Genomic DNA, 14,049 nt, shown 5'->3' on the forward strand with positions numbered 1-14,049 from the left:
GCGATAGCGGTGGGTCAGTTAACCGATATTTGACTGGCCCACCGCTATCGCAGGCAAGCCAGCTCCCACATTTTAATCCGTGTTCAGTTTGGTAATCGCGTTGACCAGCACGCCGATGTCCGCCGCCGACGTCACCAACCCCGGCGTCACCCGTATGCAGGTACCAAACGCCGCCCCACTGCGCAGGGTGGTAAACAGGTTGTATTCATCAAACAGTCGGTCCGCCATCACCTGCCAATAGGCTTCGTCGCGGGTAGTGGGCATGGTCGGGCTCGATTAGTGGCGCGGGGCGGGCTTGCCGTGTTTGGCGCGCAGCGGTTCGAGCAGTTCGGACAGGCCGTTGTGGTCGATTTCCTGCATCAAGGCCAGCAGGCCACCCAACTCGCCGTGGGGGAAGCCTTCGCGGGCAAACCAGTTCAGGTACGGGCCAGGCAGGTCGGCAATGATCCGGCCCTTGTACTTGCCGAACGGCATTTGGCGGGTGATCAGCAGTTCGAGTTTTTCGGGGTTCATACGGGCTTCAGGCAATCAGGAGGATGCCTTGGAAAATACAGGCATTCTGCATGAAGGCCAAATGACAGATCATGCAAATAAAGCGGATACAGATGTTTTGTATTTTTATAAGTTATTGAAATTTAAGTATTAAAACTTGATTCAAGACCTGGCACGGGCGCTGCAACTACCCCAATACGTTTCTAAACCCGCGAAGGAATTGAACAATGACTGATATCAACAAAGAATCGATCTCCGTACTCAATAACCTGATCGAAACCAGTAAAGACGGCCAGGAAGGCTTCAAGACCTGCGCAGAAGACATCAAGCATCCAGAGCTCAAGGCGCTGTTCACCAAGCGTTCGGCAGACTGCGCGTCTGCGGCTGCTGAACTGCAGACGGCCGTGCGTGCCTTGGGTGGTGACCCGGAAGATTCCGGCAGTGTTGCCGGCGCACTGCACCGTGGCTGGGTCGATGTGAAGTCGCTGGTCACCGGTAAGGACGAAGAGGCCGTCCTCAATGAAGCCGAGCGCGGTGAAGACCACGCACTGAAGGCTTACAAGGAAGCCCTCGAGAAAATCAACAAACACAACCTGGTGGGTATTCGTGACCTGGTTGAGCGTCAGTACCACGGTGCGCAGCGCAACCATGACCAGGTCAAAGCCCTGCGTAACCAGGCTCGCGCCCAGTAACACATGTGGGAGCGGGCTTGCCCGCGATAGCGGAGTGTCAGTCGAGATCTTAATTGACTGATCTACCGCTATCGCGAGCAAGCCCGCTCCCACTTTTTGTTTTTCACATGACCTGAGATAGCGGTGTTTAATCAGCCGATGCTGATCGCCGGCAACTGGGTCAAAGTCACCACCTGCTGCTTGCGTGGCGCCAGGATCTCCGCTTCGCCATCCACCACCAACTCATCACGCTGGTTGAACACCTGGGTGGCAATCCGCACGCGGAACTTGGGCAGCTTCTCGAGAATTTCCAGACGTACGGTCAGGGTGTCACCGATTTTCACCGGCTTCTGGAAGCTCATCTGCTGGCCGATATAGATGGTGCCCGGCCCAGGCAACTCACAGGCGACTGCCGCGCTGATCAAGGCGCCGCTGAACATGCCGTGGGCGATACGCTCCTTGAACATGGTGGCCTTGGCGAATTCGGCATCCAGGTGCACCGGGTTATGGTCGCCGGACATGGCTGCGAACAACTGGATATCGCGCTCTTCCACGGTTTTGCTGTAGGTGGCTTTCTGGCCGACTTCAAGGGCTTCGTACGGAGTGTTGGTAACCTGGGTCATCTAATCCTGCATCCTGTGGCTAATCGATAAACATGATTCGTTGATTTTAAACGAAATGGTTAAGCGTTTACTCGCAGCGCGCCGGCCGGTGATGGTTCACGGCCTGTGCCATCCAGGCCAGTACATCGGCGGTGACCGCGTCGCGGTTGGTTTCATTGAAGAGTTCGTGGCGCGCCTGCGGGTAAATATTCAATTGCAGGTTCTGGCTGCCGGCCTCCCGCAGCGCATTGGCCAGAAGGGTCAGACGCTTGCCCTCGCTGACCGGATCACATTCGCCGCCCATCACCAAAATCGGCAGGCCCGGATCAATCTGTTTGAGATTGGACGCTTTGCTGATTTGCTGCAAGCCACCGAGCAAGTCGATCCACAGCTGGTTGGTGCAACGAAAGCCGCACGACGGGTCGTTGACGTACTTGTCCACTTCGCCAGGGTCGCGGCTCAGCCAGTCGAACGCCGTACGGTTGGGCTTGAAGGCCTTGTTGAACGAACCAAACGAGAGGAATTCGATCAGCGCGCTGCGCCCCCGCAGGCCCTGGCGCAGGCGTTCGGCGCGGGCGATCAGGCGGGCGGCGCGGTACAGGGCCACCGGCTGGAAGTTTGAACCACTGAGAATCGCCCCGTGCAGGCTGGCACTGTGATGCAACAGATAGGCCTGGGCGATGTAGCTGCCCATGCTATGGCCCAGCAGGATGATCGGCACGCCAGGGGCCTGCTGGCCGATGTGCTGGTTGAGCGCGGCCAGGTCACCCACCACTTTGTTCCAGCCATCGTGCTCGGCAAACAGGCCCAGGGTGCCTTCATCGGCGGTGCGGCCATGGCCGCGCAGGTCTGGGGCATAGACCCCGTAGCCGGCGTCACACAAGGCCTGCGCCAGGCGCACATAGCGGCCGCTGTGCTCGGCCATGCCATGGGCCAGCATCACCAGCGCCGTGGGCGGCCCGTCCGGTAGCCACTGGTTGACGTACAGGCGGCTGTGGTCATTGGCAGTCAGCCAGAAAGTGGTGTGGTTCATGGCGCTTCCTTTGCTCAGGGTCGTTGCAGTGTATAGCTCATCTGTAGGCCGGCGTTTGATCACCCCGGGCCTCAGGGACAAGATTCATACAATCAATGACACGTTTTTGTGTATTTGCCAGTTTGGCTATAACTGCTAACGTCCCCGAAGCTCCGCTTCCCATCTGCTGTTGGAAGCGGTCGGGCACACTCAGGTAGAGGACAAGAATAATGCAACCTGATTTCTGGAATGACAAACGCGCAGCAGGCGTTCCCAACGAGCTGGACCTGTCGGCGTACAAGTCAGTAATCGAAGTCTTCGAGCGTTCCTGCAAGGCCTTTGCCGACCGTCCGGCATTCAGCAACATGGGGATCACCCTGACCTACGCCGACCTGGAGCGCCAGAGCGCGGCGTTCGCCGGCTACCTGCAACACCACACCGATCTCAAGCCGGGCGACCGTATTGCGGTACAGATGCCCAACGTCCTGCATTACCCGATTGCCGTGTTCGGCGCCTTGCGCGCCGGGCTGATCGTGGTCAACACCAACCCGCTGTACACCCCGCGGGAAATGCGCCATCAGTTCAAGGACGCCGGCATTCGTGCCCTGGTCTTCCTCAACCTGTTCGGTTCCAGGGTCCAGGAAGTGGCGGCCGACACCGAGATCGAATACCTGATCGAAGCCAAAATGGGCGACTTCATGCCCGCCGCCAAAGGCTGGCTGATCAATACCGTGGTCGACAAGGTGAAGAAGATGGTCCCGGCCTACAGCCTGCCCCGGGCGGTGTCTTTCAAGCGCGCCTTGCGCATGGGCGCGGGCCTTTCCGTGACCCGCCATCCGGTGACCCTCGATGATATCGCGGTGCTGCAATACACCGGCGGCACCACCGGCCTGGCCAAGGGCGCGATGCTGACCCACGGCAACCTGGTGGCGAACATGCAGCAGGTGCGGGCGTGCATGTCCCAGCTGCGCGAAGACGGGCATCCGCTGGTCAAGGAAGGGCAGGAGGTGATGATCGCGCCGCTGCCGCTGTACCACATCTATGCCTTCACCGCGAACTGCATGTGCATGATGGTCACCGGCAACCACAACGTGCTGATCACCAATCCGCGGGACATCGGCGGCTTTATCAAGGAACTGAAGAAGTGGCGCTTTACCGGGCTGCTGGGGCTCAACACGCTGTTTGTCGCGCTGATGGAACACCCGGACTTCAAGACCCTGGACTTCTCCCACCTGAAGATCACCAACTCCGGCGGCACCGCCCTGGTCAAGGCCACGGCCGAGCGCTGGAAGCAGGTCACCGGCTGTTCCATCGGCGAAGGCTACGGCCTGACCGAGACGTCGCCGGTGGCCAGCACCAACCCCTACGGTGATCAATCGCGCCTGGGCACCGTGGGCATTCCGGTGCCGGGTACGGCGATGAAGGTCATCGATGACGCCGGCGAGGAGCTGCCGCTGGGCGAGCGGGGCGAGTTGTGCATCAAGGGCCCGCAGGTCATGAAGGGCTACTGGCAGCAACCGGCAGCCACTGCCGAGACCCTGGACGCCGAAGGCTGGCTCAAAACCGGCGATATTGCGGTGATCGACCCGGATGGGTTTGTGCGCATTGTCGACCGCAAGAAGGACCTGATCATCGTCTCGGGCTTCAACGTGTACCCCAACGAGATCGAAGACGTGGTGATGGCCCACCCCAACGTGGCCAACTGCGCGGTGATCGGCGTGCCGGACGAGCGTACCGGCGAGGCGGTGAAACTGTTCGTGGTGGCACGGGCCCAAGGCGTCAGCCTTGAAGAGCTGAAGAGCTACTGCAAGGCCAACTTCACCGGCTACAAGGTGCCCAAACATATTGTGTTGCGCGATTCGCTGCCGATGACGCCGGTGGGCAAGATCCTGCGGCGCGAGCTGCGCGACATCGCCTGACCTGAATTGAAATACGATTCAAATGTGGGAGCTGGCTTGTGTGGGAGCGGGCTTGCTCGCGATAGCAGTGTGTCAGTGCCAGATGGATTGCCTGACCCACCGCTATCGCGAGCAAGCCCGTTCCCACATTTTGACGGCGTACATCCTGGGAATAGAGCTGTTTTAGGTGTTATAGAATCTTTGCTCTAAAAATGACTATTGGATATTCTTGAGTCATGTTTATGACTGTAGGGCCCTCTTTTGGCTCTAGGCGGCCCTTTGCAAAGCTGCTACTCTCGGCGCGCTTTGTGACCTCTCGGCCTGCTTGAAACAGCCAGAATCACCTAAAAAAACACACACAAATAATAATCGCATCAAATGCGGTGAATGAATTCGCGTCGCTGAGGAGTGGGCTTCCATGATCGAAGACTTTTGGAAGGATAAGTACCCCGCCGGGATTGCTGCAGACATCAATCCAGACGAGTATCAAAATATTCAGGCGGTACTGAAACAGTCCTGCCAACGCTTCGCCGACAAACCGGCTTTCAGCAACCTGGGCAAGACCATCACCTACGGTGAGTTGTACGAATTGTCCGGTGCCTTTGCTGCCTACCTGCAACAGCATACCGACTTGCAGCCCGGTGATCGAATCGCCGTGCAATTGCCCAACCTTCTGCAATACCCGGTCGCCGTGTTCGGGGCTATCCGCGCCGGCCTGATCGTGGTCAACACCAACCCGCTGTACACCGCGCGGGAAATGGAACACCAGTTCAACGACTCCGGGGCCAAGGCCCTGGTCTGCCTGGCCAACATGGCGCACCTGGCAGAAAAAGTCGTGCCCAAGACGGGCGTCAAGCACGTGATCGTCACCGAGGTCGCTGACCTGTTGCCGCCGCTCAAGCGGCTACTGATCAACAGCGTCATCAAGTACGTGAAAAAAATGGTCCCGGCCTATCACTTGCCCCAGGCGATCAAGTTCAACGACGTCCTGGCCAAGGGCCATGGCCAACCCGTCACCGACGCCAGCCCTGCCAGCGAAGACGTGGCCGTGCTGCAATACACCGGTGGCACCACCGGCGTGGCCAAGGGCGCGATGCTGACCCACCGCAACCTGGTGGCCAACATGCTGCAGTGCAAGGCGCTGATGGGCTCCAACCTCAATGAGGGCTGCGAGATCCTGATCACACCGCTGCCGCTGTACCACATCTATGCCTTCACCTTTCATTGCATGGCGATGATGCTGATCGGCAACCACAACATCCTGATCAGCAACCCGCGCGACCTGCCGGCGATGGTCAAGGAGTTGTCGAAGTGGAAGTTCAGCGGCTTTGTCGGCCTGAACACCCTGTTCGTGGCCCTGTGCAACAACGAGGGCTTCCGCAAGCTGGATTTCTCGGCGCTCAAGGTTACCCTCTCGGGTGGTATGGCATTGCAACTGGCGGCGGCCGAGCGTTGGAAAGCCGTGACCGGCTGCAACATCTGTGAAGGCTACGGCATGACTGAAACCAGCCCGGTAGCCACGGTCAACCCGATCCAGAACATCCAGATCGGCACTATCGGCATCCCGGTGCCTTCGACCCTGTGCAAAGTCATCTCGGATGAGGGCGTCGAATTGCCCCTGGGCGAAATCGGCGAGCTGTGCGTCAAGGGCCCGCAAGTGATGAAAGGCTACTGGCAGCGTGAAGACGCCACCGCCGAAGTGCTCGACAGCGAAGGCTGGTTGAAGACCGGTGATATCGCGATCATCCAGCCAGATGGCTACATGCGCATCGTCGACCGTAAAAAGGACATGATTCTGGTCTCCGGTTTCAACGTCTACCCCAACGAGCTGGAAGACGTGCTGGCAAGCCTGCCAGGCGTGCTGCAATGCGCGGCCATTGGTGTGCCGGACGAGAAGTCGGGCGAGCACATCAAGCTGTTCATCGTGGTCAAGCCGGGCGCGACCCTGACCAAGGAACAGGTGATGGAGCATATGCGCGCCAACGTCACCGGCTACAAAGTGCCCAAGGCTGTCGAGTTCCGCGAAGCGCTGCCGACCACCAACGTGGGCAAGATCCTGCGTCGCGAGTTGCGTGATGAAGAGCTGAAGAAGCTAGGCCTGAAGAAGTAAACAAAAAGCCCCGCGAATGCGGGGCTTTTTATTGGGCGCTGATTGGAATGCAATCCAAATGTGGGTCTGGTGTGGGAGCGGGCTTGCCCGCGATAGCGGTGTATCAGTGCCAGATTTATTGGCTGACACTCCGTTATCGCGAGCAAGCCCGCTCCCACACAAGCCCCACACAAGCGCATTTACATATTCTTTGGTGAGTGCTTACAGGGCGAACTGCGCGAAGCTCACACCCGCCCCAGTCGGGCGTACATCCTTCAGGAACGAATCCTTATCTGCGCTCAGCTCCAGGGTCATCTCCGGCTTGCGTTTGCCCGCATTGCGCACCACCAACCCTTCAAGTGTTTCACGCAGGAAGGCCGTCGGCACTTTCAGGTGCAGCAACTGGTCGGTCTCGGCGTTGTGCATCAACAAATGAATCCACTCGTATTGGCCGATGGCAATGCGGGCCAGCGGCAGGTCGAACCACCAGATGTTGCGCTTGCGGTCCAGGTCGGTGAAGTGGCAGTTGTTGACACCGAGCACGGCACCGCCCAGTTCCAGGTTTCTGCGGGCGATGGCCTGTGTTTTATTGAGTTTCATAACCTTCCTACGGGATCTGTTATTCAGCGATTGAGCCTGAATCTGCCGGGCATTCTCGGGGGTTGGCGGCAAAACATAAAGCCAAACCTGTACGGGGTGATGAAATGCCTTGCGCAAATAATTGAAACTCTGCGCAAAGGCCCAGGGTCAACGCTTAGGTAATGACCCAAACCCTTGATTGTTCTTACGGAGAAATACCATGGGCAGCACAGCGGATAAGGTAAAAGGTTTAGCGAACGAAGCCATCGGCACTATCAAGCAAGGTGTCGGCAAGGCCACTGACAACCCCAAGCTGCAAGCCGAAGGCAAGATTCAAGAGAAGAAGGGCGAAGCCCAGCAAGCGGTCGGCAAGGTCAAGGACGCGGTCAAGAAGACGGTCGACAAAGCCTGATTAACCCGCCCCAACACGCAGGACAACGGTCATCCACGGATGGCCGTTTTTATGTCAGCGTTGCTGACTAACGTTTTGAAATTGTTTCATGGTCGCCGAATAGGCTACCGTGATGTAGAAAACGGCCCCTGAGTCGCCCACGAACTCAACCTTTTGCGGCGAAAGGAGACGCTATGATTTTTCCGGTATTAAAAGACCTGCCGCTGCACCGCGTGCTGATACGCACAGTCAAGGAGTTTGTCGATGACGAGATGTCTACCTACGCCTCGGCATTGGCTTACCAGATGCTGTTCTCGCTGTTCCCCTTCCTGCTGTTCCTGATTGCCCTGATCGGTTTCCTGCACTTGCCGGACTTTTTCAGTTGGTTGCGCCTGCAATCGGAACTGGTATTGCCGCCCCAGGCCCTGGAGCAGGTTAACCCGGTGATCGACCAGCTGCAGCAATCCAAGGGCGGCCTGTTGTCGGTGGGTATCGTCATCGCGCTGTGGACCGCTTCGGCCGGTGTGCGCCTGATGATGAGCGCGATGAACGCCGCCTACGATGTGGTCGAAGGCCGGCCGATCTGGAAACGTTTCCCGTTGTCGATTTTCTACACCGTGGGCATTGCTGGCATGTTACTGGCCGCTGCGGCGTTGATGGTGTTGGGGCCACAAGTGATGGAGTGGCTGGCCGGGCAGATCGGCATGCAGGAGTTCGTGGTCACGTTGTGGACCATCCTGCGCTGGCCATTGATCGTGATTTTGTTGATGTTCGCCGTGGCCTTGATGTATTACGTGATGCCGGACGTGAAGCAGAAGTTTCGCTTTATCACGCCGGGCTCGGTGCTGGCGGTGGTGGTGTGGATCGTGGCGTCACTGGGTTTTGGCTATTACGTCAAGACTTTCGCCGACTACAACGCCATGTATGGCAGCATCGGGGCGATCATCGTCCTGCTGCTGTATTTCTACATTTCCGCCGCCGTATTGCTGCTGGGCGCGGAGATGAACGCGGTGATCGAGCATATGTCCGCCGAAGGCAAGGACCCGGGTGAAAAGGATTTTGGCGAGCACCCAAGCCATGAAAAACAGCACGTCTCAGGCCTCGGCCGGGACCATTCGCTGCCCAAGCCAACCACTGATGAAGCCTGACCGATGATTCGTGAAATCCTGAAAATGGGCGATGAGCGCCTACTGCGTATCGCACCGCCGGTCCCGCCGGAAATGTTCGACAGCCCCGAGTTGTGGCAACTGATCGACGATATGTTCCAGACCATGGAGCATGTGGGCGGCGTTGGCCTGGCCGCGCCGCAGATCGGTGTCGACCTGCAGCTGGTGATCTTCGGTTTCGAGAGCAGCGAGCGTTACCCGGATGCCCCGGCGGTGCCCCAGACCATCCTGATCAACCCGCTGATTACCCCGCTCAGCCCAGTGATGGAGGAGGGCTTTGAAGGCTGCCTGTCGGTACCCGGGCTGCGGGGGGCGGTGGATCGCTACCAACAGATCCGCTATGAGGGGTTTGACCCCAAGGGCGAGCCGATTGTACGGATTGCCGATGGCTTCCATGCCCGGGTGGTGCAGCATGAGTGCGACCACCTGATCGGACGGTTGTACCCTTCGCGGATCACCGACTTCAGCAAGTTCGGGTTTATCGAGGTGATGTTCCCGGACATGGACCCCAGCGCCGACGACTAGCCCCGGCGGCACACACCCATGGCAATCATCGGCTTGTTGCGTTTATAGCGCACCAGGCGCTCGGCCAGCGACTGCGGCAACACCGTTTGCTGGCTGAAGCCCAGGGCTTGATAAAACCCTTCCAGGTCCGGGTGGCATAACAGCCACACCGTTCCTTCGACGGGCGCGATTGCGTCCTCGATCAGCCGCGCCGCCAGCCCCTGCCCACGCCAGGCCGGATCGACAAACAGCCCGGTCAGCCACTGGCCGCCGACCACGGGGCTCAGGCACAGCCCGGCGACGATCTGGCTGTTGCGCGCCACCCACAATTGACCGCCCTTGAGGGCTTTCATCGATGAATTGTGGCTGCGGTAGAACTTGTTTAGCAGCGGCCACAGGGGCTCTGCCAGTCGATCGATGTGCAACTCGGGCATGGTGGTTTGACAGGCGTGATCACGGGGCGGTGATTATAAGTCGGGCAAAGCGCCTTCTGTTGGGCAATAGGTGTTATACCCCTTGTTACTTCCTCTGTTAGTGGAGCATGTGTCATGGCCAAAGGTATGGATTCAAAGAAAGCCGCGAAGAAAAAACCGGCAAAGACCGCCGATGAAAAACGCGCGGACAAAAAAGCCAAGAAGTCCGAGACGGGCCTGTTCGGTCACTGAGTACTTCGCCGCAGGAGCGGGTAAGCTCGCTCCTGCAACGGCATCGATACATTCTGATATCTCCCCCGCACGCCCCCCCAACAGACCTCTCAGCAATGATGGCTAATGGCCTTGCATCACGCCAGGCCCCGGCTATGCTCACTCAGAACCACTTATGTCGCTCGCCATATGAAGCGTTTTGGGTGGCTTTTGAAATAGAGCATGACGACTACTATAAAAACTGTGAATAGATGAGCGTTTCTGTCAAAGCGCCGGGAAAAAGGAGCCTCAGGTTAAATGGATTTGCGTGTGTCGGTTACAGCAGGCCCTTGCGGGGCCATCAAGAAAAGGATGCCTTGAAACGAGTGTTGCCCATGGACGCTCCGATTGATCATCATTTATCTATCGCCTGACACGTGTCCTGTCTCTGGACGATTGCGTTTGCCTGTTTTGTGGAAAGTTGTACTGGGTCAAATCCAAGAACTAACCGTCATTCAAAAACAGCGCTGAAGGTGATCCGAGCATGTTTAGTCTGCACCACAAATCCGACCTGTTAGAAATCGAACGTTTCTCCTGCGCTTTGAGCCAGGCCCAGGCCAAGTTGGCGGCGATCAGCCATTCCATGGCGATGATCGAGTTTGATCGCAACGGCGTGGTCCTGGACGCCAACGAAAACTTCTGTAGGACCATGGGATACAGCGCCGAGGAAGTGCGCGGCAAACACCATCGGATTTTCTGCGAGGAGGCCTATTCCCATAGCGATGCCTACACCCAGTTATGGCGCGACCTGGCTCAGGGCAAGCCTATCAGCGGCACGTTCATGCGGTTGACCCAAAGTGGCCAGGAGGTGTGGCTGGAGGCCAGTTACATGCCGGTCTACGGCCCGGACAAACAGGTGCAGAGCGTGATCAAGGTGGCGTCGGATATTTCCGTACGGGTTCACCGCGAACACGAAAACCAGAGCCTGATTGACGCCATCAGCCGCTCCATGGCGGTCATCGAGTTCACCCCCTTGGGGCAGATCCTCAATGCCAACCACAACTTCCTGAAGACGGTGCAGTATTCTCTCGGCGAAATCGTCGGCCAGCACCACCGCATGTTCTGTCACCACGCGGAGGTAGAGTCGCCGGCTTATAAAGCCTTCTGGGCGTCGCTCAACCGGGGCGAGTTTCACTCCCATCGTTTTGAGCGGCGCAATAAGCAGGGCCAGACCCTTTTTCTGGAAGCCTCCTACAATCCGATTTTCGATGCCAACGGTCGCCTGTACAAAGTGGTGAAGTTTGCCAGTGATATCACCGAGCAGGTCTCCACGTTGCGTACCGCCGCCGATTCGGCCCATGCCACCTCGGTGCAGAACGACGCCTGCGCCCGCAAGGGGTCGGAAGTGGTGCAGCAGACGGTGCAGATCATCGAAGAAATTTCCCACGACCTGAATCAAGCCGCGTTGAGCATTGATGCGGTGAGCAAGCAGTCGGACATCATTGGCACCATCGTCCAGACCATTCGCGCGATTGCCGACCAAACCAATCTGCTGGCGCTCAACGCCGCCATTGAAGCCGCCCGTGCCGGTGAGCACGGGCGCGGGTTTGCGGTGGTGGCGGATGAGGTGCGCAGCCTGGCGGCACGTACCAGCCAGGCCACGCTGGAGATTGTCGATGTGGTGCGCAGGAACCACGACTTGTCCCTGAGCGCGGTATCGAGCATGCAGTCGAGCCTGAGTCGTACCGGGCTGGGGGTGGAGTTGGCCAATGAGGCGGGGCAGGTGATCCTGGAGATTCAGGAAGGCTCGCGGCATGTGGTGGACGCCATCGGCCAGTTCAATTCCACCCTGCAACTGCAATAACGGCCCTGTGTAGGAGCGAGCAAGCTCGCTCCTACAGCAGTGGGGTTATGTGGCCAGGGCGTCTTTGACGGCCTTGATCTGCGGGTCGGCAGTCTTCTCGGCGAACTGCTGCGCCGCCTGCATCTTCAGGCGCTCAGTCACTTCCAGGGCAATGGCGTTCTGCTGTTCGATAGGCATCGCTTTCACATCGTCTTCGGTCAGGCCCCTTTCCAGCAGGATCTGCTCACGAATGCGTTCGGCTGGGGTCTTGCTCATGTAATCGCTGAACTCTGCCCGGGCCTGGGTGCTGGTTGCGGTGGTGGGCGTGGCGCTGGTCGGCGGTGTCGCTTGCAGTTGCAGGCGGGTCTTGGCGAACGCGGCGTCCACATTGCTGGCGGTGGTGTCGGTGGCCTTTTGCGTGGCCTGCACCTGGGTCGCGGCGGCCGCGTTCTGCACGTTTTGCATCACGCCGCTGTACAGCGCGCTGGCGGCAGCGTTGGCCGGGTCCAGGTCGGGGCGTTTGGACTGTTGGATCACGGACGAGACTTGGGTATTGACCAACATGATCGGGCACCTGTGGTTTTGAACGGTCCATAGGGTTTAGCAATTAGCGTGCCCAGGCGCCAAGCCCCGAATTTACGGGCGATGTCGTGCAAAGGTCGGCAAGTATTGTCCTGTCAGCGGTGAAACCTTGCCGCTATCTGACGGCAAGGTCTGCGTTGTGTCGGATAGCAGTAGGGCATTTCTCTCTACCGTGTTTTACCGCGTGCACCCGTGAGGTCGATTTCTCCTTCTGTGACTTTTACAGGTGGGTCACCTGGCTCCATGCCTGGGGACTCGAAGTTAAAGGTGGCCTTGAGCAATTGTCGTTCTAGATCGACATCGGTGATGTCTAGCGTCCCTGTCTCGGCGAAGTAACTCCAGCCGAATTCTCCATTGTAGTGATAGAAGTACGCAGTGGTTTCATCTGGACCCGAACCCAGGTTGTGCGTTCCGGCCTGGATGTTATTGTCCAGGTTAAACTGCAGTAACTGAAGGCGTGACTGTAGATCTGCTCTGACCACGTAGTAGGAGCCTCCACTCCAAATCCTCACGCCTTCAGAAACGAATGGCCTGCTATCAAGTGATACCTTGGCTTTGACAGAACCTTGGGCGTAGTAAGTTTTCAACGATGGTTTAGATGATTTAACAGACATAGGACTCTCCTGTTTTCATGCATTTATGAGATGCGGTTGCCGTAAGATTGGGCAAGCATTGCATCTAGTTAAATGCGCTTGAAAAGGCAGGTCTACTGTGAAAGTTGACAGTTTTTCACGGTGCCGGATGAGTGGTTCAGCCTGCTGAGCTGCTACCGATTAACACATGCGCCGATGGTGAGCTTTAGGTGGGCCCTTAGTTGTGACCGTCGAGGGCAAAGGCCTGGAAACCTGGGCGCTGGCTGAGCAGGGCGTAGTACGCATCGACAGCCGGGTAGGAAGGGCGCGCCATGGGCGTCATCCGCCAGCGGTGCACTGACAGGCCTACCAGGATATCGGCGAGGGTAAAGTCGTCACCGGCCACATAGGCGCCGGTTTTGCGCAATTGTTGCTCCAGCAACCCCATCTTGTCGTTCCATCCGCGTACGCCAGCAGCAATGCGCTGTGGGTCTTGGAAGTCCGGGTTCTGGCGCACCAGGGCGTGGAAGGCGTAGCCCCAGGAGGGGTTGAGTTCGGTGGCTTGCCAGTCCATCCATTGCTCGACCCTGGCGCGTGGCGCGGGGGCGGTGGGCAGCAAATCATGACGTTGGTGCAGGCCTGCCAGGTAGCGGCAGATGGTGTTGGACTCCCACAGCACGCCGTTGTCATCGACGATTACCGGCACCTGGGCGTTGGGGTTCAAGGCAAGGAATTCGGGTGACTGGGTAGGCGTGAAACCGATGCCCCAATCTTCACGCTCGTAGGGGATAGACAGTTCCTGGCAGGTCCACAGGACTTTTCGTACGTTGATCGACGATGTGCGACCCAAGATTTTCAGCGCGTATCCCATGGTGCTTCCCTGGCAAAAGGTGAGTTGGGCAATTTAGCAGGCGCGCGCGAGGACAGCGATAGGGTTAAGTGGGCACGCTCAAAAATGTGGGAGCGGGCTTGCCCGCGATAACGGTGTATCAGTGCCGGATGTATTGCCTGACACACCGTTATCG

At 58.2% G+C, this 14,049-nt stretch carries 14 protein-coding genes and 3 pseudogenes; 8 read left to right on the forward strand and 9 right to left on the reverse strand.

Annotation, left to right across the window (positions count from 1 at the left end; translation table 11 throughout):
- Positions 1-72: 72 nt before the first annotated feature.
- Both AC07W7_RS26740 and AC07W7_RS26745 read right to left on the reverse strand, forming a co-directional pair.
- Positions 73-234, reverse strand: a pseudogene (locus AC07W7_RS26740) (aminotransferase class V-fold PLP-dependent enzyme); the annotation flags it as partial.
- Between the two features lie 42 nt (positions 235-276).
- On the reverse strand, positions 277-513 hold the full coding sequence (locus tag AC07W7_RS26745) for a DUF3820 family protein (RefSeq protein WP_008056784.1): 237 nt from the start codon (positions 511-513) through the stop codon (positions 277-279).
- Positions 514-719: 206 nt separating this feature from the next.
- Between AC07W7_RS26745 and AC07W7_RS26750 the strand changes: the two genes are divergently transcribed.
- Positions 720-1,184 (forward strand): ferritin-like domain-containing protein, encoded by a 465-nt coding sequence (locus AC07W7_RS26750; RefSeq protein ID WP_495040432.1) that lies wholly within the window; start codon positions 720-722, stop codon positions 1,182-1,184.
- Between the two features lie 131 nt (positions 1,185-1,315).
- On the opposite strand, the gene AC07W7_RS26755 is transcribed toward AC07W7_RS26750, so the two are convergent.
- Entirely contained in the window at positions 1,316-1,786 is a 471-nt protein-coding gene (locus AC07W7_RS26755; protein ID WP_029296435.1) for a MaoC family dehydratase, read from the reverse strand.
- Positions 1,787-1,853: 67 nt separating this feature from the next.
- Complete coding sequence (locus AC07W7_RS26760) at positions 1,854-2,798, reverse strand: alpha/beta hydrolase (RefSeq protein WP_197883545.1); 945 nt, start codon at positions 2,796-2,798, stop codon at positions 1,854-1,856.
- A gap of 209 nt (positions 2,799-3,007) precedes the next feature.
- Between AC07W7_RS26760 and fadD2 the strand changes: the two genes are divergently transcribed.
- Both fadD2 and fadD1 read left to right on the forward strand, forming a co-directional pair.
- Positions 3,008-4,696, forward strand: a complete 1,689-nt coding sequence (fadD2, locus tag AC07W7_RS26765; protein WP_495040433.1) for a long-chain-fatty-acid--CoA ligase FadD2 — start codon at positions 3,008-3,010, stop codon at positions 4,694-4,696.
- Between the two features lie 397 nt (positions 4,697-5,093).
- Positions 5,094-6,785, forward strand: coding sequence for a long-chain-fatty-acid--CoA ligase FadD1 (gene fadD1, locus AC07W7_RS26770; RefSeq protein WP_099168789.1), 1,692 nt, complete (start codon positions 5,094-5,096; stop codon positions 6,783-6,785).
- 201 nt (positions 6,786-6,986) lie between these two features.
- Here the strand turns inward: fadD1 and AC07W7_RS26775 are convergent, their stop codons facing one another.
- Positions 6,987-7,364 carry a hypothetical protein gene (locus tag AC07W7_RS26775; protein WP_076962943.1) on the reverse strand — a complete coding sequence of 126 codons (378 nt, stop codon included), beginning with the start codon at positions 7,362-7,364 and terminating at the stop codon, positions 6,987-6,989.
- A gap of 199 nt (positions 7,365-7,563) precedes the next feature.
- Between AC07W7_RS26775 and AC07W7_RS26780 the strand changes: the two genes are divergently transcribed.
- The 3 genes from AC07W7_RS26780 (at position 7,564) to def (ending at position 9,425) form a co-directional block, all read left to right on the forward strand.
- Positions 7,564-7,755 carry a CsbD family protein gene (locus AC07W7_RS26780; protein WP_197883549.1) on the forward strand — a complete coding sequence of 64 codons (192 nt, stop codon included), beginning with the start codon at positions 7,564-7,566 and terminating at the stop codon, positions 7,753-7,755.
- Positions 7,756-7,928: 173 nt separating this feature from the next.
- Complete coding sequence (locus tag AC07W7_RS26785; RefSeq protein WP_076962941.1) at positions 7,929-8,882, forward strand: YihY/virulence factor BrkB family protein; 954 nt, start codon at positions 7,929-7,931, stop codon at positions 8,880-8,882.
- Positions 8,883-8,885: 3 nt separating this feature from the next.
- Positions 8,886-9,425 (forward strand): peptide deformylase, encoded by a 540-nt coding sequence (gene def / locus AC07W7_RS26790; protein ID WP_076962940.1) that lies wholly within the window; start codon positions 8,886-8,888, stop codon positions 9,423-9,425.
- On the opposite strand, the gene AC07W7_RS26795 is transcribed toward def, so the two are convergent.
- Positions 9,422-9,838 carry a GNAT family N-acetyltransferase gene (locus AC07W7_RS26795; RefSeq protein WP_076962939.1) on the reverse strand — a complete coding sequence of 139 codons (417 nt, stop codon included), beginning with the start codon at positions 9,836-9,838 and terminating at the stop codon, positions 9,422-9,424. The genes def and AC07W7_RS26795 overlap by 4 nt on opposite strands.
- Positions 9,839-10,571: 733 nt before the next feature.
- On the opposite strand from AC07W7_RS26795, the pseudogene AC07W7_RS26800 reads away from it, so the two are divergent.
- Positions 10,572-11,345, forward strand: a pseudogene (locus AC07W7_RS26800) (PAS domain-containing protein); the annotation flags it as partial.
- A 117-nt stretch (positions 11,346-11,462) separates the two neighbouring features.
- Positions 11,463-11,891: pseudogene (locus tag AC07W7_RS26805) on the forward strand (methyl-accepting chemotaxis protein); the annotation flags it as partial.
- Positions 11,892-11,936: 45 nt separating this feature from the next.
- Here AC07W7_RS26805 and AC07W7_RS26810 read toward each other — a convergent pair.
- The 3 genes from AC07W7_RS26810 to AC07W7_RS26820 form a co-directional block, all read right to left on the reverse strand.
- Entirely contained in the window at positions 11,937-12,434 is a 498-nt protein-coding gene (locus tag AC07W7_RS26810; RefSeq protein ID WP_076962937.1) for a hypothetical protein, read from the reverse strand.
- 185 nt (positions 12,435-12,619) lie between these two features.
- Positions 12,620-13,066, reverse strand: coding sequence for a hypothetical protein (locus AC07W7_RS26815; protein ID WP_076962936.1), 447 nt, complete (start codon positions 13,064-13,066; stop codon positions 12,620-12,622).
- Positions 13,067-13,262: 196 nt separating this feature from the next.
- Positions 13,263-13,895, reverse strand: coding sequence for a glutathione S-transferase family protein (locus tag AC07W7_RS26820; RefSeq protein ID WP_495040434.1), 633 nt, complete (start codon positions 13,893-13,895; stop codon positions 13,263-13,265).
- Positions 13,896-14,049: the final 154 nt, after the last annotated feature.

The organism is Pseudomonas sp. GW821-FHT01D09, from assembly GCF_059422465.1.